Origin of the sequence: Rhodococcus sp. IEGM 1381 (genome assembly GCF_030056795.1) — a bacterium.
Lineage (GTDB): Bacteria > Actinomycetota > Actinomycetes > Mycobacteriales > Mycobacteriaceae > Rhodococcoides.
The window spans coordinates 62,662-88,833 of record NZ_JASHKQ010000005.1; the positions used below are offsets into that span (position 1 = coordinate 62,662).

Below are 26,172 nucleotides of genomic sequence, written 5' to 3' on the forward strand. Positions count from 1 at the left end.
GCGATCCTCAATACGGAAAATGCCGATCGCGGGTCGCTCTATTCACACTGCGGACCGGTGATGTAGCCCTGCTCGCAGCCATACTGCGTTTGTATGTCTCCGCTGGTCGGCTCCTCTCCACACAGAACTCCGCACCGCTCATACCCATTCACAACGCCATCACCGTTTCGATCTTCGGACTCGTTGTACGGGTACCCGGACTCGGGCGACGGCGCGGTCGCAGCGCACCTAGGGTCGTTCACCGCGTACGAGCCATCGGTGAAGACCGCAGTGCCGCCGTAATCGCAATATCTCAATTCAGGAGCCGCAGGCGCGACGTACGTGTCGCATTCGGCTTCGTACCCTGTCGTTCCGTCTGAGTACAGGGCAGTGCCGGATTGATACAGGTCCAAGTTTCCGCACTCGTAGGTGACTGGTTGGGGCGGAGGAACGGGCGGCGGCTCAGGTGCAGCCGGAGCGACCACGGTGGAGCTAGGCAATGCCGACACAGTAGCGCTCGAGCTGCTCGTTGCAGAAACAGCTCCGCTCGGTGTCTCGTTGGGGTTGCTGGAGCAGCCCACGCAAGCGAGAGCTATTGCGGTGATTGCAATGAACGTTCTCGTGGACATGGCAACTCCGAACCGGTCGAGAATGCTTGGACCCGCCCCCGGCACAGGCCATGTCGGCTCAGTATCGCAGGGAACTCCGCGCGAAAACGCATGATTCGACGTTCGGATCGAGCGCTACGCCCTAGTACGCAGGCGTAAGCGTGTTCCACACGACAATTTCCGCGGGTAATCTCCTCTATGCATGTAGATGCAAGCACAAGGAGCAAATGTGGCCACCCCGCGACGACGAACCCGACTGCATTCGAGTGAGCTGGCTGAATCCTTCGTCGCTCGTCGGCATCAATTGCGCCTCACTCAAGCAGAACTGGCGTTGCTTGCAGGAGTTGGTCGATCGACAGTCCAAGCTCTCGAAGGCGGTAAGGACTCGGTCCAACTCGATGGTGCTATCGCAATTGCGGATGCGCTGGGCTGCAGGATCACTCTGAACAATCGATCTGGCATTCCTGTGCCGCCGCTCGATCCGCGTTGACAACAGGCTGCACGCCCCTTGGCAATCTGGTCGACTGACACGGATTGCATTCACAGTTTGCAGACGCCCAGGAGGAACCGTGACCGATCCCGCTCGCACCGATGAGTACTTCCTCGGACTCGCAATCGAGCAAGCACAGATCGGCTGGGAAGAAGGCGGCGTTCCGATCGGCGCGGCACTCGTTCACGACGGCGAAGTTCTTGCTGTGGGGCGGAACCGCCGCGTCCAGATGGACAGCGCAATCCGTCACGGAGAAACCGACTGCATCGAGCGAGCGGGGCGACTGCCGGCTTCGGTCTATCGCAACTCTGTCCTCTACACCACGTTGTCCCCGTGCTTCATGTGCGCGGGAACCGCTCTGCTGTACGAAATTCCTCGGATCGTCATCGGTGAGAACCGCTCGTTCGAGACATCGGAAAGCTTGCTACGCGACCATGGGGTTCAGGTCGACGTCATCGACGACCCCGACTGTGTGCGACTGATGGAACGCTTGTTGGCAGAGCGACCAGGCCTGTGGCTCGAAGACATCGGCGAAGAGGCATGAGCAGCGCAGCCGAACACGAACCCACCGCTTAGGGTTGTGGACGCGACTGTTGACCCCGTGTGCCGCGAACACTCCGAAGCCAGTGTCGATCGAAAGAGGTAGCCGAAGCCGATGATCATCACCGGGTTGTTCTTCGCCGAGTACGCGCGAGCCTCCAACGACATGCTCGACATTCTCGGCGGTGTCTGGGATACCTGCACAGTCCCGCGCGACACCCGCATGCTCGAATGCCGGCTGATCGCGCTCTTACAGACCGGGCCCGACGACATCGGCAAGGACTTCCCCACGACTCTCGAAGTTCTCGACGCGAACGGCGAACACATCGTCAATCAGCGTGGCCTTCAAATCCCCGGAGCCGGCTTCACCGGCGAGAATCGGTTCTGGTTCCTGCCGATGCAGATGGTCTTCCGAGACGAAGGACGGCATAACTTCATTCTCAGCGCCGGTGGGGCCACAGCGAGCGTCGGGCTTCGCATCGCGTTCGGTTGACGGAGAGCGCGATACTAGCCGTGTTGCGAAGTAGTTCGGCCGTGCCTCAATGAAAGTACACAGCACGTGACCTACCGGTGGCATGTCCCCGCGCCACCCTCTCAGCGGTAAAACGCCTGCAAGGGTGCCTCTCCGGCTCAATCCCCGCCTCGAACTGCAAACCCAACCGGCCGTAGCTCAGCCATGAACGCCGAATAGGTTCTCCGGAAAAAGGGTCAGATCATCCCGTACGCAAAGATTTTGGGTCCCGCGTACCGGAACCCTGTATGTAGTCGATAGTCCGGTCATGCGCGCTATTCACCGACGCTCGTCAACCTCTTTGCGGCTGCGGCGGTTCCAAGTTCGATTCGGGCCTCCGGGTTGTCGATGTAGAAGCGAATCCACTGTTCCAGCGCCTCCGGGTGGATGTCGAAGCGCCTGCAGTCGAGTTCGATGTACTTGCCTTTCGGCATAACTTCGATTCTCCAGAGAAAGGTTGTGAAGCGCCGGTTCATCTTCGCCAACTCGTCGACCCTCACCAGAACCAACGGGGTCGACTCCATGACCACAGCAGTGTCTCGGATGTCCACCCACGGGACCTGGATGTCGAATGCCCAGCCGCGGTGGCGAATACCGTCGTCCGAGAGGCCTAGGTAGCCGTTGCGGATTTTGCGCAACAGGATTGGAATCAAGAATGAGGCCATGGACAATCCCATTGCCGCAAAGACCCATCCCACCCCACCCGAGGTGAAACCCATCGCGATCATGCAGGTCGACAAAGAGACGACTACCACGACGAGCAACCTCAAGCCCACCGGGTTGTAGCGCACAGTCGATCCCCGCACCCATCGGCGGACGTCAGAGCCTGTCTTGACCGACGGGACGTTGGTCCACGCGAAAGCTACTGTGCTGATGCAAAACACAGCGAATCCGAAAGCCGACAACGCAGAGGCGACCATTCCCTCCACGACACTCACCACGCACAAGTACAGAGCAATCAACGCCGCAACCCCGAAGATCGCGCTTCGAGCGATCATCGACCCCGGCGACGCCACCCAGCGCCGCAGTCCACTGGGCCGCACGTCAGAAAATCGCATCCCACGCCCTCGTCGCCAACTCCCCGATTGCCGACCCCGTGTCGGCAACTGCCGCAGCGCCATCACCGATCGCATCGCCGACGCTACCCAAACCTTCTGTGTACAGGGTGTCGACAGCGCCGGAAATGAAGATGCCGACGATCGCACCGCCGGCCGCACCAACCAGGGTCCCGACTCCCGGCACTGGAATCGCGGTGCCGATCAGAGCACCCGCGGCGACTGCCGCGCCGAATCCGAGACCGCCCGACACGATGGCCTGATCGACTGGTTTGCCCTCGTAGATGTCGTAGGCGATTCCGCCGACGGCCAATGCACCGCCGAGTCCTGCAAAGAATCGGCCCGCTCTGGTCTCGATTTTATCCGCAACGTCTCTGAACTTCTCGCTCCTACGCAGGGCTGCCCTGGACTCGTCGACATCGCGGTAGATCTGAGCAGCAGGAGTTCCGGGCGGGGCCGACTGGGCCAGCCTTAGATACTTGGCCGCTTCCTCGGCGAGAACGTCCGCGCGCTTCGTCAGCAGGGAAACATGCTTCGAGGCCAGGCTTTCGGCCGCTCCTCCGAGTAGGTCAGAAGCGATAAGGAACCATCTCTCGGTGACCTCCAGCCATACGTTCTTCAGTGTTTCGCCGGCCAGGGTCTCGATCTGTCGCGCCGCATCGGCACCGTGTGACGCCGCTTCGTACGCAAGGCGATGCGCTTCGGAATCCGAACCGGGGTCGAGGATGACGTCACCGCTCAGTGTCAGCCCCGCCGCGGCCGCATCGGTCCGAACATCTGCCATCCGATCGTGCGCGTTCTGAAGTTCGGAGGCAAAGGCATCGATCGCGGAGGCATAGCTGCGGGCCGCTGCCGCCATCTCGGCAGTTCGCTGAGCGCCGTGAGTCATTTTCTCGCAGGCGAGTCGAGATGCCGGCCCGTCCCAGGCCGAATCCAAGGTGTTCCGAATGGAATACATCTTTTCGCCGGTGACGTCGATGTTCGACGCGAATTGGTCGCGGAGCCAACCGGCTGCCACGCGGACCGAGCCGGGATTGCCGCTCACGTGGGTATCGACGGTCATCGCTGCTCCTCCCACAGTGCAGCGTTGACCTGGTCGGCCGCGGCCAGGTCTTGTTCCGAATAGCGATCGGCACTCTCCGAGACAGCGTCGCCGAAACCTGCGAGTGCCACACTCAATTCGCCCGCAGACTCGACGAAAATCGACATGATGCCGAGAATTGCTGCAGTTCCTACTCCTCCATCGACGTTGCCGGGGATCGACGGTGCCAGTGCGTCCACGTAAGCCGACGTCTCCGACAACCGTGCGGCTTCGGACCGCAAGGCGTCGTGGTCCACGAACAACGTCATGCGAGTGATGTCCACTCACTCTGCGGGACGATGACGTCGAGCAATACGAGATCGAAAGGCGCGCCTTCGCGAACCGTTGCGAGCCGCTCTGTCGGCATCACCAGCCATGCTTCATCCGGACCTACGCAGGTGTGCAGCCGGTCCAGTGCCGAGCAGACGAGTAACGCGGATCGCCCATCGCGCGTGGTCCGCAGTCTGACAGTCGCTTCGTCCGGAGTGGCCACCGATTCGACGCACGGCACGTAGACCACTGGTGGGAAATCAGTTGGAACTGCCATTTCTGCCCCTCCCCGACGCGGCCCGATCGCCGCCCCACAGGATCAGACGCAGTAGGGGTTGCGCCGGTTCCACTGACAGGCCGGCCCTATCGGAGGCCTGGTGGGCGTCTTCAGCGAGACAGCGCCTGCCAGGTCGCCTCGCCCGCGCGATATCCCGCCTCGAACAACCATGGCCACTCGGAGAAATCTTCGGGGTCGACCACCACCGTCTCCACGCCGCCGTTCCCACGCCGCTTTGGCATGTCCTCAGGATGCGACGGGAACCGATCTTTCAAATAAGCCGGCTCGAGGCTCTGCCGAAAGATCAGCCACGTCTGCGGTGTGAAGCCCACTGCTTCAGCACGTTTCGCCAGGTCGATCCAGACTTCACTGTTCGCGTATCCACCCTCGAGTACCAGCCTTCGGGTCTCGAGCATCGGAAATACTCCGAACCATATCGGCGGATAGCTCAGCAGCGTCTGGCACCAAGCACGACGGCGCTCCGGCGGAATGGGTTCCCACTTCGCCTGTGCTGCTTCGAGTTCGTCACTACCGGACATCGTTCACCTCGCCCCGGAGGTGCAACCCTCCATCGACTTGCGCGCCTGCGGTTGCGGGACGCGCCGGTTCTTCCCCTGGGGCACCCTGTCGATGGAGACGGGGTTGCCGGACAGCCGGCCAGGTACCGACAGCTGCCACTCATGAACCTCCTCCGACCATAGCCGAGCGGTACGACACGCACCATCGGCGTGTGATAGACATATTTTATTAGATGCACTATGCAATTAGATTAGGGAGGGATCGTGCGTCGTTTGTTTCGTACTGCACTCGCCACGGCCGCTGCACCGCTACTTCTCGCCGGATGCGCAGGTTCGGACAGCACCGATCCGGCCGCTATGACCGACGGAGACACTACGACCGCTGCGTCCAGTGCCGCCTCAGCCGCAGAACAAGCGGGAGCTCAACAAGCCACCGAGTTCCAGTACGAGGGCGAGTTCGGTCCCGCAACCTGGTCGAGCCTCAGCCCTCAATGGGGCGCATGCGCCGACACGTCGGCCCAATCCCCGATAGACCTGCACGACGCAATTCCTGCCGACCTACCAGCACTCGAATTCGATTACAGGCCAGGTGATATCGCGCTGAAGAACACCACTCACACGGTGCAGGCCGACGAGACACCCGGATCGGAAGTGGTCGTCGACGGTAAGCACTCTCCGTTGACCCAGTTCCATCTTCACGAACCGGCCGAGCACGAACTCGACGGCGTTCGCCACGATGCCGAATTGCATCTGGTGCACACTGCGAATGATGGAAGCATCACCGTTGTCGGGGTGCTCATCGACAAGGGCGCACCCAACGCGGCACTGGGGAACTACTTCGACGAGTTGCCTGCCGTCGACGAGACCGCGGAACTCGATGACTTCGATCCTTCGCAACTGCTGCCCAATGACCGGACGAACGTGCGCTACACCGGATCCCTCACCACTCCCCCGTGCACCGAGAGCGTGCAGTGGATTGTCATGACCACTCCGGTACAGGCCTCGGAACAGCAGCTCGACGAATTCAGATCTGTGATCGAACAGAACGCGCGGCCGCTGCAGGATCAAGGCAGTCGCAGCGTTCTACTCGACAGCGAAGGACACTGACACGGGCACCGTGCCGGATGGAATGGGTAGATTTACCTCGAGGCGAGTCCTGACCGAGAGGGGTAACAGATGATCATCACCGGGTTGTTCTTCACCGAGTACGCGCGGGTCAGCGAAGACATGCTCGACATTCTCGGCGGCGTCTGGGATACATGCACGGTCCCTCGCGACACCCGAATGCTCGAATGCCGGTTGGTCGCTCTGCTACAGACGGGACCCGACGACATCGGTAAGGACTTTCCCGCGACTCTCGAAGTGCTCGACGCGAACGGCGAACACATCGTCAATCAGCGGGGCCTGCAGATTCCCGGGGCCGGCTTCACCGGCGAGAATCGGTTCTGGTTCCTGCCGATGCAGATGGTGTTCCGCGACGAAGGACGGCACAACTTCATCCTCAGCGCCGGTGGGGCCACAGCGAGCGTCGGGCTTCGCATCGCCTTCGGCTGAGCCCGAGCGACCAGGAAGGGGACTCGGTGGCACAGCGCTTCGTTCTCACTCGAAACAAGTTCGTTTTAACTACACTTAGGATAGTAAAAGTACATTAAGATCGTAGTTGCCGAATCTTTGCGAGGGAGGCGTTGATATGCCGTGGCCGCCACACACCCGTACAACCAAGGAATGGCAGCCTCGACATCGTCAAGGATCGAAGGCCGACCGCACACTCGATCGAATCGAGGTGTCGATCCCTCCCGCGATCAAAGACCTGGTCTTTTCACCGTCCAACGAGGCCGGTCAGGCGCAGGAAGCTGCGATCATTGCGGTAGCTCGTCTCGAAGCAGGATTCGGCGAACACCTCGCGCCGCTCGCAGATTTCTTGCTCCGAAGCGAATCCGTGGCGTCATCCAAAATCGAGAGTGTCGACGCCGGTTGGCATGCGTTCGGTCGTGCATTGGCCGGGGGCAAGGCGAGCGCCGATGCCAAGTCTCAACTCGCTGCAGTACACGCACTTATCGCGATGGTCGACGCTGCGGGCCGCGGACCGATGTCGCTCGACACCTTCCTCGACGCACACCGGCTTCTCATGGCTCCCGATTTCTACACTGCGAAAGACAGTGGCGCACTACGCGATGTGCAGAACTGGATCGGTGGCAGCGACTACACACCCATCAATGCGCTGTACGTTCCCCCGCCGCCGGAACTCGTCCCCGAACTGATGGACGACTTGCTCGTGTTCGCGAACCGCACGGACATGCCGATCATCGCTCAGGCCGCCATCGCTCACGCACAGTTCGAATCCATCCACCCGTTCACCGACGGAAACGGCCGAATCGGACGCGCATTGGTCAGCGCAATATTGCGCCGACGCGGCCTGACTCGTCAGATCACCGTTCCGCTGGCCTCGGCGATGCTCGCAGACACGACACGGTACTTCTCGTTCTTGACGGGATACCGCAGTGGACAAGCGGACGAGTTCGTCCAATATCTGGCGTCGGCTGCTGTGCACGCGAGCGAAGCAGCAGCGGAGTCGGCGCATGCTCTGTCAGAGCTGCCGGGTGCGTGGAAGCGCGTAGCGAAACCTCGCGCCAATTCCGCTGACGAAGCCCTGCTGGCCCGACTACTCGAGGTGCCGATCCTCAACGCAGACATGGCGACAGAGATCACCGGGACAACAGATGTCAGCGCGTATCGCGCACTTGGTCGACTGACCGAAGCCGGCATCTTGGAGTTGATCTCCACCAGCAAGCGTAACCAGATATGGGCGGCAACCGACGTTCTGGCCGAGCTCGACGCACTGAGCGCCGCGATCGGAAAACGGACACTCAGCTCTTGAGCTCGAGCGCTGGCGGACGTCATCTAGTATCCGTGACAGTATCCGACGCCACGGTTCCCTATTCTCCGGCATTCACTCGAATTCAGGCCGAGCACCGACCTAAAATTCATTCCAGGAAGCATCCCCCACAAGCGATATGAATCCAATCCCGCCTGTACGGCCCTCTTTCACTCCCAGACTGTGAGCCCGCCGCCGGCAACACTGACTGCCTTGAAACCTTCGGGTGCCGCAACGGTCCAGGCTTCGAAATCGGGGTCGAAAGGAACTACAAGGCTTGTGTGGTCGGCAAACTCGATCCGCAGGTCGCCGTCATTGGAAGCGTGCGCACGTATGACCCGTCTGCCCTCGAGACGCCAGACAGCGGTGTTGTCGGAGAGCGTTGCGTCCGGTACACCTCGGAACCCGTCGGACCCAGGCTCATCGAGCCGAAAAGTCGATTCGATACGCAGTTCGTAGTCATGATTCGTACGCAGCGCGAGAGAGAATCCGAACTCCAGAGACGCGATCACTTGACCTACCAGAGGAATGTCCACGTGCTACCACCCTCTCGGGACTGAAAATGAGCCGTCCGACTCGATGGGAATATGGGTCTCCGAGCCATCAATACCTCCCCCGTCGAACGTCCAGCATCTGTTGACCTATTGAGCAGCTGCCCGTTAGACGCAGCAGCGCCGTGCGCGGTTCCACTCGGATGGCAGTCGAGAGTCTGCAGCGAGTGACACTGCACCCGGCCGTCGCCGATCTCTCCTACTCCCCTCGCGCTCGTCTGCGATCTTCCGGGGTGAAAGCCGATACCGAACACGCATTGACACCCGCCGATCGCTTCCGGTGCTGGTAGTCCGCCACCGAATCGAAGGCAGCCGTCACGCCGACCGACGTCGAGACGTACGTCATCGACTTGTCCCGCTGGAAGCCCAGATCGGCACCCACCTCGACGGCATCGATGTTCGATCCCAGGAACACGAAGTCCCAGCTGTACTCGGCTTCTTGCCGCTGAATCAGCTCCCTCACAGCAGAATTCGTCCATTCCCGGCTCGCATTCTCGTGACCGTCGGTCATCACAAGTACCGTCACCGAGCTGGGACGCTCGCCCTCCAGCATCGTGGCCAGCCCGGTGCCCACCTCGCTGACTAGCCGGCCGATCGCGTCGTACAACGCGGTGCTCCCACGCGGTTCGAGCACGAGCGGAGCAACATCGTCGATGGGTGTGTTGTCGTAGACCAGCTCGTACCGGTCGTCGAACTGCGCGAGCGTGACCACGGTCCGACCGTCGGCCTGACGCTCCTTGGCGATGAAAGAGTCGAATCCGCCGCGGGTGTCGTCGGCGATGGAGTGCATCGAGCCGGACCGGTCGAGCAATGCGGCAACGAGAGAGAGCTTCGGGTTGGTCATGTTTTCCTTCCGTAGGACGCAGCCTGAGCTGCGTCGGATGAATTAGATTGAGAGAGAACGGAAGAGCGATCGGTGACGGCTACCGCAGCGCAACCGTCGTACCGCCTGAGAACGCCGAATCGTGCAGCTCGATCTCGGCAGGCACGGTCCCGACAGGGACGTCGAACACCACGGTTGTATCCAGCGCGTTGCCTGGATTGATTTGCTCGTAGCCGATGCCCTCGTCGAGGTAGGCAGTCGCGAGGCTGTCGACCGAGTACTGCTTTCCGTCCGCATCGAGCAACTTCTGCGAGGACGCGTCCAAGCTCTGTGCTCGGTCGCCGATGTTGCGCACGGTCATCGTCACCTGGACGTACTCGCCCTGCGCGGTCTGCGTCAGGTACTCCGAGCCGACCGTCGCGACGGGTGGCGCGACGGCGGTGACGACGAACTCGAACTTTCCGTCGCGTACCGGAACGCCGATTCCTGGACTACTCGGCTCGACCGGTGCTGCAGGAGCCGCTTCCTCCGACGCCGAGGACCCGGCCGGCGCGGGAGCCGTCGGGCTCTCCGACGAACCACCACCGATCAGCCGAATGAGGACGCCCAGCACGACGATCGCCAATATGACGGTCAGGATCTTGTGTCGGGCAAACCAACTCTTCGTCTGCTCGGGAGCGGGTGGGGCGTACTGCTGCTGGGGGTTCGGGTTGTGGTTGGTCATGTCGAAATTCCTCTCGTTCGGCGATGTATCAACCACACCGCAGTCGACCCTGTCCGCGCCTCGGCTGACCGGTCGGTGTGCCTCGTCCTTTCGGTCGCATCCGATCGGCCATGTGGGCCGATCGGACGATTCGCAGTGTCGGTGCTCGGCCGTACGCTTCTCCTCGTGAGCACCCATCGGACAGGCACCCTGCGCCGCAAAGCCTGGACGACGGCGGCGGTGGCCTTCAGCCTGTTCTGCTCGCTAATGACCGCCGGGCTGGCGGGCTCGTCAGGGACACCGGGGTGGAATCTGGGTATCGGCGTCGCGCTCAACCTGATCGCGGGCGTCGCCTTGATCTGGCGACACGAGCGGCCGTGGGTGGTTCTGGGTCTGGCGTTGGCCGGGCCGCTGTTTTTCGCCACCGATGCGACGGCGGCGTTGATTGCCCTGTTTGCTGTCGGTGCGTTCGCGCGCACCAAGCCTCTGGTGATGGCCGCCGTCGCGGTCTTCATGGCGTGCGGGGTGTCGTTGACGTACGACGCGCATCGGAGTCGGTACTACTCCGTCCTGACCATCGGTTCGACTAAGGCCGAGGACGGGTCCATGCCGGTGGAATGGGACGTCCCGGCGTGGATTCCGTGGGTCGTCGCGGCAGTGCTCGTCGGGTTGGTCGTGGGTGGAGCAATACTGCGCCGCACCAGATCCGATCTGACGGAGGCTGTGGTCACGCGAGACAAGGTGACGGTGGAGTCCAACGCGCTTCGTGAGGAGATGCTGCTGACCGCGGAACGTGCCCGCATCGCCCGCGACATGCACGACACCCTCGCTGCCAGCCTCAGTCGCATCTCGCTGTTCGCAGGCGGAATGCAGGTCAACAGTGCCGATGGACCCGAGAAGGTAGCCCAAACCGCGTCGTTGATTCGGCAGACCGCTCACGATGCGCTCGACGAGCTCAAGCGCATCATCGGCGTGCTGCGCGGATCGGCCGATTCCTCGAGCGGTGGTCGGCAAAGCGTCGAGGGCATCTCTGATCTGGTGCACTCGGCGCGGGACGCAGGCTTACATACGACGATGATCCTCGACGTGACGCCCGGTGAAATCGGCGCTGCGAGCAGTCATGTGGCGTATCGGGTGGTGCAGGAATCGCTCACCAATGCGCAGAAGCACGCCGGCGGTTCGACTATTCGGGTAGCGGTGCAGGGGTCCGATCAGGTGGGCCTTCGCGTGGACGTGCGCAATCAGCTGATGGGGCAACCGGCTTTTGCGCATGGGTCGGGTGCGGGGTTGACCGGACTGGCCGAACAAGTCCGCGGGGTGGGCGGCACGTTTGCTGCCGGCGCGCAGCCGGGCGAGTTCGTGGTGTCGTGCTGGTTGCCGTGGTACTCCTGACGGACAGTGTCGGAGTCGCGTTCTAAGCTCAGCGCACCATGACAGCGCCAGCCGTGATCACCGTTCTGATCGTCGACGACGACCCTTTCGTTCGACGTGGAGTAACGGACATCTTCGCGAAGACCTCGGACATTTCGGTGGTGGCCGACGTGGAGGACGGCGATCTGGTACCTGCGGCGGTTGCGGCGTTCCGGCCACACGTGGTGCTGATGGATCTTCAGATGCGCCGGATCGGCGGGCTGGCCTCCACTCGCGAGTTGATGACGCTCGCCCATCCACCCAAGGTCATTGCGATGACGGCGATGGATGTGGACGATCTGGTGGTACAGGCCATCGAGGCGGGGGCGCACAGCTTTCTGAGCAAAAGCGAGGCACCCGAGACGTTCCATCAGTCGGTTCGGGCGGTGGCATCGGGCAACACGTTGTTCAGTGAGGATTCGCTCCGGAAAATTGTGGCGTCGTCGATGTTGCCGACGGCTCCTGTATCGGTGTCGATGGACGTGCTGAGCCCTCGGGAGCGAGATGTGTTGCGCATCTTGGCTACTGGTTCGACCAATGCGGATATCTCCTCCGAGCTGTACCTCAGCGAGACGACGGTGAAGACCCATATCTCCGGGATTTTCGTGAAACTCGGCGTGCGCAATCGAGTCGAGGCGGCATTGGCTGCCTTCCGGGCGGGAATGGTCACGTGAGCGGACCGAGCCTGAAACGGTGATCACCAATTGAATTCAGTGTCCACGTATCTCGCTTCCTTATTGGTACCTTCACTCTGCCCGTATCAATCTGCACGAGGAGCCACGTGACCACACCGGTTGCCGACCAGACCACAACGAGCAGGCTGTGCGGACATGTGTTCGTGGTTCGCGGTCTTCTTGAGTCCATTGCATGCGACGCGGTCATCGCCACCAGCTCAAGTTTTCGCCTGCGCTACAAGTGGTTCTTCGTTCTCGGTGTCGAGGACGGTGGGGCTCATGTCGTACAGCAACGTGTCGCCGTCTCACCCGGTGTTTCCCACCGACGCTGGTCGGCTTGAACACCAGACGGGGCCGGCGTTCCTCAATAGAGGGCAACCGGTAGCGATCCGAACACACTCGATAGATTTGCGTCGAAGCTGGTCGAAGAATTAGGAAGGCAAATAGTGGGAATGTCCGCTGAAGTCGTATTTCGCTCACTCGGGAACGCCGAATTCGAATGCGAGGTTCGCAGCCCAGAAGGGTTGACGATGCGCTGCAACGGCGCACTCAACGATCTGGAGCCTCGCGTCCTGGGTGACGATGCATTGGGAACCAACTCCGCCTTGGTCCACAACGCGTGGGCCTTCGCCAAGCACGATCACCTGTACCGCACCCTTACCGACGGCGCTGAGCGGGAAAGCCATCACACGCAGGCAATGGCACATCGTAAGACTGCGGCTGGCATCGCAGAACTGGTCGACAAACTAGGAACAGCGTCGAAGAATTCGTGGTGTTCAGCATGCTTCACCCGAAGCGACCATCGGCGCTTGACACAAGGATTCGGGACGATCCCCGCGTACCTATGCGAATCGTGCGGTTCGCCGACACTGGGATGCGCAGGTCCAGGGTGCGCCAACATGGCCACGCGAGGTTTCGCAGCGGTACTGGTGCCGCGGTACTGCGCCGAGCACAAGCACGAGATCCCCGGGTTCGAAAAGGCGTCCTTGAACTTTGGGGCGCTGGAGGACTACCACGAATTCCTCAATTTCGAGCGTCGTAACCTCGCACTAGGGTCACGTATCGCAGCGATCTCTGTTCTTTCCGCGGGTGCACTCGCGACCGGTGCTTTTCTTGCTGCCCCGGCGATCGGCGGGGCAATCGGCAGTCTGAGTATCGCGGGGGGTGGCTACGCGGGAGCCGCGGCCAGCAGTTACGGGTTGGCTCTGCTTGGTGGTGGCTCGATCGCTGCGGGTGGGCTGGGGATGGTTGGCGGGACAGCAGTCGTCGCAGCCGTTGGCGGAGCCCTTGGCGGTGCACTGGGCAGTTCGGTGACAACTGCTTACATCGGTGCTGACAAGTCATTCAACATCGAACTGATCAAGCCAGGGTCCGGGATAGCCGTGATCGTTGCGAATGGACTGTTCAGCGAGGGGAAGGACACACGCCCGGACTGGAAGAAGCTTGTGGCACGACGCTACCCGGATTCACCGATCTATCGAGTTCACTGGGGGAGCAATGATCTCGGAGACTTAGCAGCAATGGCCAAGGCAATGGGTGGACAACCGGCAGCAGCACTCGGAATCAAGGGGCTGGCTGCAAAGGCGACAAAAGCAGGCGCGAAGAAGTTGGGGCCGTTGGCACCCGCGCTGGCAGCAGCAGCCATTGCCAAAAACCCCTGGCATACTGCAAGAGTCAAGGCAGACCGCACGGGTGTGGCTCTCGCAGGACTGTTGGCGAGAACCAACGCCAAAAGCTACGTGCTTGTCGGACACAGCCTCGGAGCCCGCGTTGCAGCCACGGCGGCCGAAACCCTTGCGAGGTCGAAGAGCATGCCGAAGATTGACACGGTCCACCTGCTGGGTGCCGCAATCGGGTCGAAGGGTGACTGGCGACTTCTCAGCAATGCAGTCACCGACGCCGTGCACAACTACCACTCGTCGAACGACGATGTCCTCAAGTACGGCTACAAGACCGCTCAAGGTGGACAAACGGCGGTCGGATACGCAGGCTTCCGCACCGAGTTCGCCCGCATCCACGACCACGATGTCTCCGCTATCGTCGATGGGCATTCAGAGTATCTGCAAAGCGTGCAGCTCAGCTGATAAGGCATCAATGCCGAGTACTGCTCTCTCGCTTAGGATTTCGGCCTAAATCAGGCGGATGGCGTGGGCGTGCATAGTCGCGGAAAGCACAGTTACCGCACCGTCAGGATGGGACTCCCAAGTTCAGTTGACTCGTGGGTTTGTGGTGCGTCCCCGGTTCACCGAGGACGCACCACAGGCATCTTCGACACACCTGTCGGCGCCCTCGTGTACACATGAAGTTGCAGGCAGTCCGGTAGTCCGGACTCCGCTCTCGCCGACTTTCTCGGCAACCCTTTCGCGCAACTGACGAGGAGAACTATGGAACAAACACGCCTCGGGCCCAACGACATACCCGCTGGAGATCCCGGATTCATGATTGCAATAGAGGTCGACCATCCGTTATCGGACCTCACGCCCCAATGGCGTACCGACCTGCTTCGCAGCGTCGACGTTCAGTCCGCGCTAGTGGAGGAGTCTGCGTTCGGGAATGCCCGGGTTGTCTTCCACACCGCCCACTGTGGATGGTGGGACGCCGGACGTCTCGCCCTCCGAACAGAAGAAGCTATCCGCCGACTAAGGCCGACCGTCGGGATCGAAATCTGCCGCGCGGACGTATGGGCAGACGAACCGTTCTTCGATCACGAACCCCACGGTCTCGGCGAGCTACCCGACTGGTGCCAGCGAAGCGATCCACGACGCCATTCGACAGTGATCGTCGAGGTCGAACCCGAAAGCAAAACACCTCCCCGCCTCCGAGACTCAGACCTGGTGAGCGTTATGTATTCGCCGCGGGATGCACGAACGAGTCGTTCCTCCACCGGCCGACCACAGATGATCGTCGAGCAGCACTTCCATCCCGCCAGCGCCGCGATGTCGACGGCTAAGCCCGCGTATGCGATCGGCAAGAATCGATCGATCACTCGGATAAGATCCGTGCGATCCGACGTTTATCGCGCCGAGGTTTCGCATCGCGCAACGACCGGAGTTCTCGCGACCACGCCTCAGATCCCGGAGTGGCATTACAACATCGACGACGAGGGCTACCGATCGGTCGTGGTGACCGACCTTCGAGTCCGGCTGGCGGGCTGGAGTGTCGAAAGTGTGGATGCCGATGAGACCGTTACGCGAAGTGACTTCACCTTCGGTGCCATCTGGGCCGATCAAAGTGGACGCGCGAACGGCACCGACGACGGCTGGGCGAAGGATGCATGGGAAGCGCCGGTCGAACCCGGTTCACTCGTTCGGGCGTTCATCGTCGATGGCCGACGGTTGGAGGTCGATCAATGGGACTCGTTGGCCGCGTGGATGATCGAATCACTGTACGACAAGCCGGTCGCATTCATCGTCGAGGTGGGCCCCAGCGACTATGTTGCCGACTCCACCGATGACGCCCCGGTAGTGTGCTCACAGGTGGTCGTCCTGAGCGAGGGCGTGGTGATGCTCAGACGCTCCCGGACCGAACTCAGCCACCTACTTCTTGCGGACTATTCGTCCTCAGGCCTGCCTCTCGACGAGTGGCAGAACGACGGCCACTTCGAGGACTGCACCGACGGATATCTGTTCACCAAGGACATTCGCCTGGTCGCCCGGTCGTGCATCGCCTGGATCCGAGTGAATGCCGGCGTGAACACAACAGGCAACATCGGTTGTTCCTACCGATTCGCCGACGAGCTCCCTCGATCCTCGTGACGCACCATCGAGCAGCTACTTTCACCCCCTACCGACAGGAGACAAAAGTATGAAGAATCTTGGATACATCTACCGCGCAACCAAGCTGAAGGACATGGACTCGGCCGCCTTGGTGTTCGCCATCCTGCACGAGATTGATACCGACCGTGTCGACCGAACGCAGCTTGGCAATGCCATGGAGTTGGCGACAGCCGCTCATCTGTCCCAAAAGCGGATCGGGCGTGCCGCATACCCTGTCGACGCGTACATCGTGCATCCCCTCAGGAACGTCTTGCGCCTGATCAGGCTCGGTTGCACCGACACCGATGTTCTCGCCGCGACCGCTCTGCACGACACAGTCGAGGATCAACCGCGGGAGATCGTGTCGATTCTGGACCGGTCACGGCTGTCGGACGAATCGAATCAACAGGCGGCACTGGACCTCATCACCGAGCACTTCAACACAGAGACATCCAGACTGGTTGCTGCAGTGACTAATCCACTAAGCGATGCCGTGCGACCCAAGACCGAGAAGAACGCCGCCTACGCCGAGCACGTCGCTGACGTCATCAAGGACCCCAAGGTCTTCCTGGTCAAGTTCGCCGACTTCGTCGACAATGCCGGCAGCGTGCAGTACCTCGACGACGAGGCCAAGCGAGCGAAGCTTGCAGCCAAGTACGCACCTATGGTCGAGGTCTTCATCGCGGCATTGAATGCCAACCGAAGCCTGCTCGGTCTGGATCAAAGCGGACTGGACGACATCGACGCCCGATTGAAGGCATTGTCGACATCAATGATGATACTCGGGCACTGAATTCGGGTGCTTCCCTTCGCTCATTCAGCCAACGAGCTACTTTTCTTAACTAAGGAGAATGCAAGGCAATGGACGAGAACCGTCGTGAACCGATGTGATGAATTGGGCATCGACCCGTTAATTGCAGAACAATTCGTCAAAAAGCAGCGCGCGGCGGCGGAAGTGCAACAACGCGCGCTATCACAAACCGAATTAGCCGCCGCTGGCGAGCAAGCGGCTTCAGTAGCGCTCGGATCGCTCGACGCCATTGCACTCGACGCGCATGCTCAGATTCGCAACAGTACAGCGGATCAGGTCGACCTCCGAGTCAGCTTGCACCAACTGGTCGAGAATCTCCGCTCGAATATCGAGACCGGTACGCGCCCCGTGGGTGGATGAACAACGCTACCGGGGCCCGACGTCGGGCTGATCCACCTTGCGTTCGACTTGCCCTCACCTAAAAATGCTGAGGTTGCACATTCAGGAACGCATCATTGGTTGATATCTGCGGCCGCTGTGCGTCGATAGCCCGGCTCCGTCCGTATTTCGCTGCCAGGCTCAGCCCGCGACGGAGCGTAGTTGTACCGATAGCGCATCGGTTTCGTCAGCCACCCGCGAACAAACTCCTCGTCTAATGGCCCAACTGGAAAGGTCGACACAATCTGGGCTCGATCACCCGTCACCACTCCGTAGACCACGGCAGTCGCATGCGTCTTCGGGTTAGACACGTACACCGTGCGCATCCGACTCCGGTGGTCGATCACTTCGTCCACAGTGAAGACCGTTCGGCTTCCACAGGGGTTCGTCAGAATCGGCATCGCCTTGGACGCAACACGTTCCATCAGCGGCACGGTCGAATAGGTGGGATGAAAGAAGTGCGGGTCAAGCTCGAACGCCTCCGCCAAGTCGGTGGTGAGCCATCGCTGACTCTTCAGCCCGTAAGGAGTGACGACGGTAGACAGCAAGTAGCCGTAGGTATGCATCAGACCGGCGTGCCCGACCGGAAAGTCGTACGACCCGGGTGCACCTTCATGAAGCCACGAGAACACCTCAGGGCCGAAGACTGCACCCTGCACGTTGTCATCGATCACGGTCGACGAGGTCCACAAGGCCATCTGAGCAGGATCCGATTTCGACCCCTCGACTTGATCGGCGAACCATTGCGCGGGCGGCTCGACCGACTCACGGATAGCCAGCTCGATCTGCGACAGCTCCGACGATATGTCGTTCAAACCTGACTCCAATCTCAGCCTCGGTCCCGGAAGAGGTCAACCACACTCAGACCAATCCAGTGTCGCATCCACTGGTATCGATCACGCATATCCGAGCCGACTAGGCTCCGAAAGAGGCTTCCATTCGGGGCCTCAATGTGCTCGATCCGTGCCGTGACTCAACCCGATCCACAGCGAACCAAGGACCTCCGCAACGTTGTTCTCGATTCCTCACTGCATCCATCAGCCATCCATGTCGTCCGTCTGTGGCAGCGTGCGCCGAACTAGTATTCGCATCGTGACCAACGCAACGTTCAGAGAAGGATTGACGGGCCTTTCCAGCTCGGATGACAGCGCGAACCTCACCGGCCATGTGTTTGTCGTCAAGGGCCGACTCGAATCGGTAGCGTCCGACGTCCTCATGGTGCCGGCCGACTCTCGCTTCCAGCCGGAACGCACGTGGTGGCCCGCGCTCGGCGTCGCGGATACCGTCCCAGCAGCCCACGGCTCGGGTCGTGCACGCCGGTTTCCCCATCCACAGGGTCGACCGACGTGGATTCTCAACGTTGCCCACGACGGAGGCCAATCAGTTGCGTGGCTCATCGCCGGTCTGAGCGAGGCACTTCAAAAGATTGAAGCCGACCCACCCAAACACGGAGACGGTCGAGTGAGGCCGCTGATCGCGATGCCCATACTTGGCGTTGGGCTGGGCGGTTACGAGGGTGTCCGAGGCGAGGTAATTCAGTCCCTTCTCTCGCGCACAAGCGAATTCGTCAACGCATCGAACTTCGACGTCGTGTTTGTCGTGGGGAACGCTGCGGACTACGCCGCATTGCAATCGATCAGGCGACAGCAGGAACGCGTAACCGCCCACCCCGCCAGCGAGCAGCTGGCTACCAAATTTCGGAGCGGCGACGTCGCACTGCTTCTCGGTGCCGGCGTCAGTGTCTCGGCCGGCTTGCCGACGTGGGATCAGCTACTGACGACAATCAAACACGACACGCAGTCTTCACTGGACGACAAAGACTTCGCCGCAATGAACGTCCTGGACAGAGCGCAGTTGCTCTCGAAGACCACCGGTCATAAGAGTCTGGGGGAAAGGGCAGCGGCAGTCACTGGTGCGAGCTCGACCTACACACCCACCCTCGCGCACTGCCTCTTGGCATCCCTGAACGTGAGCCATGCCGTGACGACGAACTACGACACGTTGTACGAGGACGCATACGAGTCCGCGCATGGAAAGGACTCGATCTCGGTCCTTCCGCGCGAGGACGCAGTGCCCGGCCGTGCCTGGCTACTGAAGATGCACGGCGATGTCGCCGACCCCGACAGCATCATCCTGAGCCGGCGCGACTTTGTCCGCTATGACTCTCAGCGTCGACCTCTCGCCTCGATTGTTCAATCTTTGATGGCCACAGGGCATCTCGTTGTCATCGGCGCCTCCATGACCGACGACAACGTCCTCCGCCTGGCTCACGAGGTACTCGCGATGAATGCAACCAACAGCCACCAACGCCCTCTGGGGACGGTCGTAACGCTGCAGACCGATGCGTTGAGAGCGGCCCTCTGGGAGGGCGATTTCGATTATGTGACGGCTTCGAAGTCGTTGAGAATGGAAGTCGCCGCACGAGACCTCGAGATCTTGCTCGACGGTGTTGCGATGTACGCCAGTGACCAATCTCCGTACTTGCTCGATTCTCGGTACGCTGAGCTGCTCGACGTCGACGAGAACCGTGTAGCGGATGAGCTTCGAGAAGTGGCGAGCCGGATACGTTCGTTCAGGTCTACCAACTGGCGTCACCGGTGGGAGCCCTTTCAGAAAGCATTGACGGCGATGGGCGAGGCCGAACCTCGTCGCGTCCAACGGGACCGCTTCAGTCTCTCGTTCGGCGATCTGGTCGACGCATACTTTTCCGCGGCAGAGCACAAGAACCATGTTGCAGTCCTTCGCGACTACCACAACCTGCGACGCGACATCCTTGCTGATCTATTCGGATGTCCGCTTCCCGACCATGAGCCGAGATTGCCTCGGCGCAGTCCGCAGGGTGATCGCGAATCCGTGCTCAGACATGCCCATCAGTGCCTTGAACAAGCGTCGGCATTGTCGAGCCCGTTCGGGTTCTACATGGAAGGCGCGCCGGGCCCACTCGAATCCGGGCTGCGGTCATCGCACATGCGATCACACAGCTCTGCGGTCGCCGAGTTGAAGATGCAGTATCGGGCGACTTTCGAGACCGCGCTCCGCACCCTCTACCCAGGTGCAGACCGCAAAACGTTCCAGGCATCGACTCTCGCGACGCGTGGGTTGGGCGATGAACCAACGGATCCCTGGGACTTCAATTGATGTAGAACGTCCCAGTGTGGACTAGGCCTGAGTGCGGAGATACGTCAGGACGCTCTCGCAGTCCGGGTGATCATCGCCACCAAATACTATGAGCTTTCCGTCGAATTCCGCTGCCCCATTGTTGGGCCGGTCGTCGACGAGGAAATCACCTCGGTTGAGATTTTTGTGGTGAGACAGAATCAGTCTCTTGTATGCGGGCGAATCTTTTTCGACACCGAGATGAAGCTGAACCCACAGCACCTTGTCTTGCCAGGCCTGAGGATTCAGCCAGGGCGCAGTCGACAAGATGTACGTGTCGAACAAGGTGCTGAGTTCGATGTAGGCATCCACGGCACCTTCCATCGGATCCATTATTGAAAAAATGTGCGGCACTTCGTCGAGACGGCCGTAGAAGTCTTTGAGGTGCCGCTTTTGCAAACGACTGATTCCTGTCTTGAAATCCACAAGGGTGTTATCAAGATCGATGTAAAGGATTTTCTTTTCGGCCACGACTACCTCTTTCAATTTACTTGATGTGCCGGCTAAGACATGGTCAATTTGTTGATCTCGTTACGCATCATGGGTCTAACTTTAGATACTGCCGGTCGAGCGCCCGTCTGTATCGGCGCGTATCGATCAACTAACCGAATCGTAGCGATTGCCCTGACCGAACTTGGACGCGGGTCAGCCAACTGCGAGAGGCACAAAATCGCCGACCGCGGAGCGGCACACAGATCTTGACCACCTTGCTGCGGCGCCCTATGGCTGACCGCCAACCGAATTCCTTCCCGTGAACCACGGCCGTCCAAAAGTTGTCGGTACCCCCATCTACAACTACTAGTGCGGATGGTCTTGAACCTGTACACGTCGTCGCCGACATCCGCGGCGCTCCCCTTTCGCGCATCACAGAGATGAGCACTATGCATCCAAACCCGCACGGACTCGATGGCATCCCCACAGGGGATCCCGGCTTCACAATCGCCATCGAGGTGAACCAGCGGTTGTCGACGCTGTCCCACAGCGAGCGCGCCGCAATCCTGGCCGCAGTCGGGTCGCACCTCGCCCACCTCGACCGATCACCGCTGGGCAACGCGCGCATCGTGTTCGAGATACTGCACACTGGATGGTGGGAGTCAGGACAAGCTGCCACACAGATCGTCGGGTCCCTAAGGGAAGCATGGCCAGTTGTCGGCATCGAGATCTGCCGGTCCGATCTGTGGGGTGTCGAACCCTTCCTGGACCACGATGCCGACGTGTTACTCGAAATGCCCGACTGGTGCCGCGACGTCGAGCCGCGATACCGTTCCACCGTGCTCGTCGAGGTCGAGCCGGAGCGGACACCATCAGGGAAACGCCGTACCGCGAGGCCCCTGCCGAAGTGTTATCGCCACACACAGGACGCACGACTCAGCGAGTCCGGTGCGACACGACCGCAGTTGATCGTCGAGACTCGCGGTCCCGCCGAGCACGGGACGCAGTTGATCGCCAAGGCCGCACACTTTGTCAGCAACGCCTGGTCGATCACTCGCATTCGATCGGTCCGTGCCGACATCTACCAGGCCGAGACATTGTCCTTCCCAATGCATTCCGAGATAGCCGACCGCCAGCAGACCCCAGACTGGCAGCTGGTGTCGAACGGCGAATCGGACCGATACGTGGTGGTCACCGATCCCAACGTCGACATGAACGGGTGGAGCGCCGACATCACCACATTCGACGGGCACACACTCACGCGTCCGTTCAGTCTCGACACCGTGTGGATCGACGACGCCGGGACGGCGAACATCGTCGCGGACGGGTCGGAAGTCACCGCGTGGACCGCGCGGATCGAGAGTCGCACAAACCTCGTCGCTCTCCACCGTGAAGACACACGGCTCGAGATCGACGGCTGGGACAGCATGGCCGCGTGGCTGGTCGAATCCATGCACGGGAAACCGGTGGGGCTGGTAATCGAGTTGGGCCCCAGCGACTACGGACCAGAATTGGAAGAAGAAGGTGTGCCCGTTGTCTGCGCGCAAATTCAGGTTCTCGACGACGGCGTCCACATGCTGAGGCGTTCACGCGCGGTGCTCGGCCACCTCATGCTCACGGACTACTCCGCAGACGGTCTGGAGCTCGACACCTGGCACAATGACGACCATTTCGACGATTGCACCGACGGTTACCTGTTCACGCGAGATACGCGGCTGATCGCGAACACGTGCATCGCCTGGTTCCGCGACAACACGGGTATGACAGATTCTGAAGAACTCGGGTGCAGCTACCGATTTTCGGACGAGCTGCCTCGATCGCTGTGAACCCGCCAGCCCGAGCGACCGACCCCGCGCCTCCATGCTCCAATTGCGAGCGAGATACCAATACACTTGATAGAAACACTTACATGCGTACACGAATGACCGAAACGTCGCGATCGACCTCCGCGTGACGGCAGCTCTCACCCGAGGTGGCTTGAGTCTCCCCACTCTCTCGGAGTACGACCCCCCTGCTGCAGGTGAGGGAATTCTTGACCCGATGGGTCTTGGTGTCATTTCAGAGCGGCTCGCCGAGCTTCTCGTTCCGAGTGTCCGTGCTCGTATGCAGCGCTTTCGCTTCATGACCGCGATGGCCGTTGGCTCGATCGCGTGCGATTCACTCCGTGACGAGCCGATCGAGGACGCATCGGCCACGCCCGCAATCGCATTCGAATGGTTGGTAATCGAGGCATTCGTTCGACGTATCCCCGAGGTTCTGCCAGGCGTCCCGGGGAGCCAGAAGGCCCGGGCCGTGCTGCGTCAGAATCAGCGACTGTCACCGGCTACCTACCTCAAGGGTCCATCGGTCTTCGGTTTCAACGGCATCTACAAGCCGCTGGCGATCAACCTGTCGATCGTCACGTCCGACCTCACACCTGGTGTCAAGGCGCACGAGCTCGCCCGCATCTGGGAAAGGGCACACGGGTTCGACGGATTCGTCGACGGCACGGGACGGTCTGCGGGCGCTCGGCTTCGTTCACGACTGACAGAGCAAATCCGGGCATCGGTTCGCGATGGCCGCTGCTCAACGCCGACCAACAGCGCTCTGTTCGGAGAACTGGCTGACTCCTTGAGACCGGACTCGGCCACCTCTTCCGAAAGAAATGCGATGCGCGCGATGGTCATCACCGGCGACGGATCACGCTCCGAGCTCGCTCAATTGCTCGCGAAGCGAATCGAAGACCATCGCGCTGAGTCGGAAATTCTGACATCGATTCGACCCGAGGCCTCCTCTGATTTAGGTGCGCGGATCGACGCCATCACCGCCTACGAGCGGTTCGCCAAAGTGCTCGACGTGTGCCTCCAGACGGTCGCGCACGTCTCATATTCGTCCAACGCTCAACCGGTGCAGCCGGAGGACTTTGCCGATCACGAAAATTTCCTTTACGCGTCGAGAAGCCTCCCGGCCTTGTACGCCCAGGCGGCAGAGAAGATCAGCGCCGTGGCCGAAACAGACTCATTGCATAACAGGTTCGCTATTTTTGCTGACCCTCACACGCCCGCCGAACTCGCTCTGCGCACGTTGCATCACCATCACAAAATTCAAGCCGAGAAGCCGCCGGCTGGTAAGCGGTCTTGGTTTGAGGAGTTCAGAGGCGGATGGGTCGTGCGCTCAGCCTACGGCTCTGCAATTGCTCCAGTCATGAGTGAGAGCTTCGTACATCCCGTTCGTATCCGTGCGTTCCTCCGATTCCTTCAGGACACCGCAGTATGAGCATGACGAAGCTACTCGATCACTGGTCGCCGTCCGAGGGAGCTGGCAACCCCGTCGCATGCCTGGCGACAACCTTCACATTCGATCCGGAATTCTTCACACAGGACTGTTTGTCACGGTTTCTGGGCATGTCCGCTGTCACAAGCGAAGGTGACAAAATCTCCTCTCTGGCCGCGGTTCTCGAGGAGGACGAGAAGCTCGCCGAGGTGACAGTGTCCGTTTTGATCGATCGTGGCACGGCTGCCGACAAACGCAACCTGAGATGGGATCTTCTACCTATCGCCGCGCCCGGCGGCTTGCTTCACGCCAAAGTCGCAGTCCTGTTGTGGGAGAACAGCGCACGCTTCATTCTGGGTTCGGCAAACCTCACGCCGGCCGGATATCGGAACCAGGTCGAAATCGCGCTCGCCATCGACATCGATGATGCGTGTGACGTGCCGACGCCCGTTCTCCAGTCTCTTGTCACCGAGTTCCGCCGTCTCGTGGAGCTACTTCCAGCATCGGCTGGACAACCGCGCCAGCGTGCCCTCGACACCGTGAACACACTTGACGCACGGGTGCGCTCGCTCGCCGGGAATCGGCCTATCAACAAAAACATCAAGTTGGCAGTCGCACCCTCAAGGCCGGGCACCAGCCCCCTCGATAGGCTGGACACGGTGTGGAGCGGAGAGAAACCTTCCCGCGCGACAGTGTTGTCCCCATTTTGGGACAAGGCAGACCCAGCGCCTGCGATCACGAGAATCGGTGATCTCCTGACCGGTCAGCCTATCCCGGGTGGAGGCATCACCGCGGTGGTCGGAACGAACCCCATAACGGGAAACCTCAACGCTCCACACGGTTTACAGATGCAGGTGCAGAAGCTCGTTGCCTTCGACCCTCCGGACCACGAGATCCGAGGCGTACACGCCAAGTGTTTACTTGTCGAAAGCGAATCCTGGGTCGCGTGCATGATCGGGTCCTCCAATGCCACAGAGGCGGGTCTGGGAATGCATCGGACCAGAGGCCACCACGAGCTGAATTTGTGGATAGGTGCCAAGAAAGGTTCCTCCACGGCGAAACGGCTGCGGTCTCTCCCTCGTCCTGGCAGAACCGTCACAATGAGCGAACTCACTACCGAGGACCTGACCGACGAGCCAGGAACCCCCGTCCTGCCACTTGGATTCGAAACGTGCCTCGTCGATGTGAAACAGAGGCCGGCTCGCATTACTCTCACTTTTGCCGCCGACAAGCTGCCTATGATCTGGATAGTCCGAACTCCCGAAGGCCAGGTACTGGAACAGGACGAGTCTTGGGCCGCGAATGGAATGCACGCGTCTGTGACGGTCGACTTGGCGTCCGATCGACTTCCGGCCTACCTTGATGTCAACTGGGTCGAGGGTGCCGAGCAGATCAATGCGACCTGGATCGCCAACATGGAGGACCCCGCATCGCTGCCATCCCCTGCGGATCTCAGTGAACTGCCCGTCGAGATGTTGCTCGCCGCATTGGCCTCGTCGCGACCACTTTCTATTGCGATCGAGCATGAGATGCGCAAGGCTGCCGAGCGCCAATCTCGAGGCGAAGCCGTACATTTGGATGCGCTACGGAGGTTCGACAGTAGTAGGTTGCTGCTGCAGAGAACGCGGCACCGATCGCTGGCGTTGTGGAACATGCAACAACGATTGAGGCGGCCGACGCGAAACCTAGACGCGGTCAAGTCGCGCATGAGGGGGATCTTCGGGCCGCTTGCCCTAGCCGACGGACTCATCAAATCGCACGAGGAGGGGCGCACCCCGGCCGAGGAAGTGTCCTTCTTGCTCGCGGAGATTGCGCTCAGCGTCGCAACCGTCGACTGGTCTTCATTGGGCCCGGAAATCCCCATGATGGACGTCTCGAATTTGGTTGCGTCAACTATAGGAAGCCTTGAGGACCGCCGAAGCAACCTGAATGCATCCGTCGATCCGGATCTCGCCGCCTACATCAACGACGCTTTCGAGGAGGCAAAGCGATGCGCTGGACTATGAGCTCGGAGGTATCCTTG

General features: G+C 60.7%; 27 protein-coding genes and 1 riboswitch. Of the genes, 17 read left to right on the top strand and 10 right to left on the bottom strand.

Annotated elements, in window-relative coordinates; genetic code table 11:
- Window positions 1-795 precede the first annotated feature (795 nt).
- From QM797_RS14695 to QM797_RS14705, 3 genes are all read left to right on the top strand, one after another.
- The gene (locus tag QM797_RS14695) at window positions 796-1,077 is read left to right on the top strand and encodes a helix-turn-helix domain-containing protein (protein WP_242640183.1); all 282 of its coding nucleotides are present in this window, start codon (window positions 796-798) and stop codon (window positions 1,075-1,077) included.
- A 79-nt stretch (window positions 1,078-1,156) separates the two neighbouring features.
- On the top strand, window positions 1,157-1,621 hold the full coding sequence (locus tag QM797_RS14700; RefSeq protein ID WP_283276376.1) for a nucleoside deaminase: 465 nt from the start codon (window positions 1,157-1,159) through the stop codon (window positions 1,619-1,621).
- A 111-nt stretch (window positions 1,622-1,732) separates the two neighbouring features.
- The gene (locus QM797_RS14705) at window positions 1,733-2,110 is read left to right on the top strand and encodes a DUF6941 family protein (protein ID WP_283276377.1); all 378 of its coding nucleotides are present in this window, start codon (window positions 1,733-1,735) and stop codon (window positions 2,108-2,110) included.
- Window positions 2,111-2,403: 293 nt separating this feature from the next.
- On the opposite strand, the gene QM797_RS14710 is transcribed toward QM797_RS14705, so the two are convergent.
- From QM797_RS14710 to QM797_RS14730, 5 genes are all read right to left on the bottom strand, one after another.
- The gene (locus tag QM797_RS14710; protein ID WP_283276378.1) at window positions 2,404-3,186 is read right to left on the bottom strand and encodes a hypothetical protein; all 783 of its coding nucleotides are present in this window, start codon (window positions 3,184-3,186) and stop codon (window positions 2,404-2,406) included.
- Complete coding sequence (locus tag QM797_RS14715; RefSeq protein WP_283276379.1) at window positions 3,173-4,246, bottom strand: hypothetical protein; 1,074 nt, start codon at window positions 4,244-4,246, stop codon at window positions 3,173-3,175. Before QM797_RS14715 ends, QM797_RS14710 begins: the two co-directional genes overlap by 14 nt.
- Complete coding sequence (locus QM797_RS14720) at window positions 4,243-4,533, bottom strand: hypothetical protein (protein WP_283276380.1); 291 nt, start codon at window positions 4,531-4,533, stop codon at window positions 4,243-4,245. Before QM797_RS14720 ends, QM797_RS14715 begins: the two co-directional genes overlap by 4 nt.
- Window positions 4,530-4,811 carry an SAV_915 family protein gene (locus QM797_RS14725; protein ID WP_283276381.1) on the bottom strand — a complete coding sequence of 94 codons (282 nt, stop codon included), beginning with the start codon at window positions 4,809-4,811 and terminating at the stop codon, window positions 4,530-4,532. Before QM797_RS14725 ends, QM797_RS14720 begins: the two co-directional genes overlap by 4 nt.
- A gap of 110 nt (window positions 4,812-4,921) precedes the next feature.
- Complete coding sequence (locus tag QM797_RS14730) at window positions 4,922-5,350, bottom strand: mandelate racemase/muconate lactonizing protein (RefSeq protein WP_283276382.1); 429 nt, start codon at window positions 5,348-5,350, stop codon at window positions 4,922-4,924.
- Window positions 5,351-5,378: 28 nt separating this feature from the next.
- Window positions 5,379-5,497: riboswitch (SAM riboswitch) on the bottom strand.
- 96 nt (window positions 5,498-5,593) lie between these two features.
- Between QM797_RS14730 and QM797_RS14735 the strand changes: the two genes are divergently transcribed.
- The 3 genes from QM797_RS14735 (at window position 5,594) to QM797_RS14745 (ending at window position 8,207) form a co-directional block, all read left to right on the top strand.
- Window positions 5,594-6,436, top strand: a complete 843-nt coding sequence (locus QM797_RS14735) for a carbonic anhydrase (RefSeq protein ID WP_283276383.1) — start codon at window positions 5,594-5,596, stop codon at window positions 6,434-6,436.
- Window positions 6,437-6,505: 69 nt separating this feature from the next.
- Complete coding sequence (locus QM797_RS14740; protein ID WP_283276384.1) at window positions 6,506-6,883, top strand: hypothetical protein; 378 nt, start codon at window positions 6,506-6,508, stop codon at window positions 6,881-6,883.
- A gap of 136 nt (window positions 6,884-7,019) precedes the next feature.
- Window positions 7,020-8,207, top strand: coding sequence for a Fic family protein (locus tag QM797_RS14745; protein WP_283276385.1), 1,188 nt, complete (start codon window positions 7,020-7,022; stop codon window positions 8,205-8,207).
- A 167-nt stretch (window positions 8,208-8,374) separates the two neighbouring features.
- Here the strand turns inward: QM797_RS14745 and QM797_RS14750 are convergent, their stop codons facing one another.
- The 3 genes from QM797_RS14750 to QM797_RS14760 all read right to left on the bottom strand — a co-directional run bounded on the left by QM797_RS14750 (window position 8,375) and on the right by QM797_RS14760 (window position 10,302).
- A complete protein-coding gene (locus tag QM797_RS14750; RefSeq protein ID WP_283276386.1) occupies window positions 8,375-8,740 on the bottom strand; it encodes a DUF6188 family protein in 366 nt (121 codons plus the stop codon).
- Window positions 8,741-8,954: 214 nt separating this feature from the next.
- Window positions 8,955-9,599 (bottom strand): vWA domain-containing protein, encoded by a 645-nt coding sequence (locus QM797_RS14755; protein WP_283276387.1) that lies wholly within the window; start codon window positions 9,597-9,599, stop codon window positions 8,955-8,957.
- 79 nt (window positions 9,600-9,678) lie between these two features.
- Window positions 9,679-10,302 carry a DUF4352 domain-containing protein gene (locus QM797_RS14760; RefSeq protein ID WP_283276388.1) on the bottom strand — a complete coding sequence of 208 codons (624 nt, stop codon included), beginning with the start codon at window positions 10,300-10,302 and terminating at the stop codon, window positions 9,679-9,681.
- 165 nt (window positions 10,303-10,467) lie between these two features.
- On the opposite strand from QM797_RS14760, the gene QM797_RS14765 reads away from it, so the two are divergent.
- From QM797_RS14765 to QM797_RS14795, 7 genes are all read left to right on the top strand, one after another.
- Window positions 10,468-11,673, top strand: a complete 1,206-nt coding sequence (locus tag QM797_RS14765; RefSeq protein ID WP_349307198.1) for a sensor histidine kinase — start codon at window positions 10,468-10,470, stop codon at window positions 11,671-11,673.
- 38 nt (window positions 11,674-11,711) lie between these two features.
- On the top strand, window positions 11,712-12,365 hold the full coding sequence (locus QM797_RS14770) for a response regulator (protein WP_283276390.1): 654 nt from the start codon (window positions 11,712-11,714) through the stop codon (window positions 12,363-12,365).
- A gap of 107 nt (window positions 12,366-12,472) precedes the next feature.
- Entirely contained in the window at window positions 12,473-12,706 is a 234-nt protein-coding gene (locus QM797_RS14775; protein WP_283276391.1) for a hypothetical protein, read from the top strand.
- Between the two features lie 558 nt (window positions 12,707-13,264).
- Window positions 13,265-14,449, top strand: coding sequence for a DUF726 domain-containing protein (locus tag QM797_RS14780; RefSeq protein ID WP_283276392.1), 1,185 nt, complete (start codon window positions 13,265-13,267; stop codon window positions 14,447-14,449).
- Between the two features lie 750 nt (window positions 14,450-15,199).
- Window positions 15,200-16,120, top strand: a complete 921-nt coding sequence (locus QM797_RS14785; RefSeq protein WP_283276393.1) for a hypothetical protein — start codon at window positions 15,200-15,202, stop codon at window positions 16,118-16,120.
- Window positions 16,121-16,169: 49 nt separating this feature from the next.
- Complete coding sequence (locus tag QM797_RS14790; RefSeq protein WP_283276394.1) at window positions 16,170-16,913, top strand: HD domain-containing protein; 744 nt, start codon at window positions 16,170-16,172, stop codon at window positions 16,911-16,913.
- A 6-nt stretch (window positions 16,914-16,919) separates the two neighbouring features.
- Window positions 16,920-17,291 (top strand): hypothetical protein, encoded by a 372-nt coding sequence (locus tag QM797_RS14795; RefSeq protein WP_283276395.1) that lies wholly within the window; start codon window positions 16,920-16,922, stop codon window positions 17,289-17,291.
- A 92-nt stretch (window positions 17,292-17,383) separates the two neighbouring features.
- Here the strand turns inward: QM797_RS14795 and QM797_RS14800 are convergent, their stop codons facing one another.
- Window positions 17,384-18,124: a hypothetical protein gene (locus tag QM797_RS14800; RefSeq protein ID WP_283276396.1), complete on the bottom strand. Its 741-nt coding sequence runs from the start codon at window positions 18,122-18,124 to the stop codon at window positions 17,384-17,386.
- A gap of 277 nt (window positions 18,125-18,401) precedes the next feature.
- On the opposite strand from QM797_RS14800, the gene QM797_RS14805 reads away from it, so the two are divergent.
- Complete coding sequence (locus tag QM797_RS14805; RefSeq protein ID WP_283276397.1) at window positions 18,402-20,447, top strand: SIR2 family protein; 2,046 nt, start codon at window positions 18,402-18,404, stop codon at window positions 20,445-20,447.
- A gap of 21 nt (window positions 20,448-20,468) precedes the next feature.
- Here the strand turns inward: QM797_RS14805 and QM797_RS14810 are convergent, their stop codons facing one another.
- Window positions 20,469-20,936 carry a 5' nucleotidase, NT5C type gene (locus tag QM797_RS14810; RefSeq protein WP_283276398.1) on the bottom strand — a complete coding sequence of 156 codons (468 nt, stop codon included), beginning with the start codon at window positions 20,934-20,936 and terminating at the stop codon, window positions 20,469-20,471.
- A gap of 410 nt (window positions 20,937-21,346) precedes the next feature.
- Here QM797_RS14810 and QM797_RS26355 point away from each other — a divergent pair, with 410 nt between their 5' ends.
- The 3 genes from QM797_RS26355 to QM797_RS14825 all read left to right on the top strand — a co-directional run bounded on the left by QM797_RS26355 (window position 21,347) and on the right by QM797_RS14825 (window position 26,155).
- Window positions 21,347-22,723 carry a hypothetical protein gene (locus QM797_RS26355; RefSeq protein WP_502942346.1) on the top strand — a complete coding sequence of 459 codons (1,377 nt, stop codon included), beginning with the start codon at window positions 21,347-21,349 and terminating at the stop codon, window positions 22,721-22,723.
- A gap of 151 nt (window positions 22,724-22,874) precedes the next feature.
- Window positions 22,875-24,152: a hypothetical protein gene (locus tag QM797_RS14820; protein ID WP_283276399.1), complete on the top strand. Its 1,278-nt coding sequence runs from the start codon at window positions 22,875-22,877 to the stop codon at window positions 24,150-24,152.
- 128 nt (window positions 24,153-24,280) lie between these two features.
- Window positions 24,281-26,155 carry a phospholipase D-like domain-containing protein gene (locus QM797_RS14825; protein WP_283276400.1) on the top strand — a complete coding sequence of 625 codons (1,875 nt, stop codon included), beginning with the start codon at window positions 24,281-24,283 and terminating at the stop codon, window positions 26,153-26,155.
- Window positions 26,156-26,172: the final 17 nt, after the last annotated feature.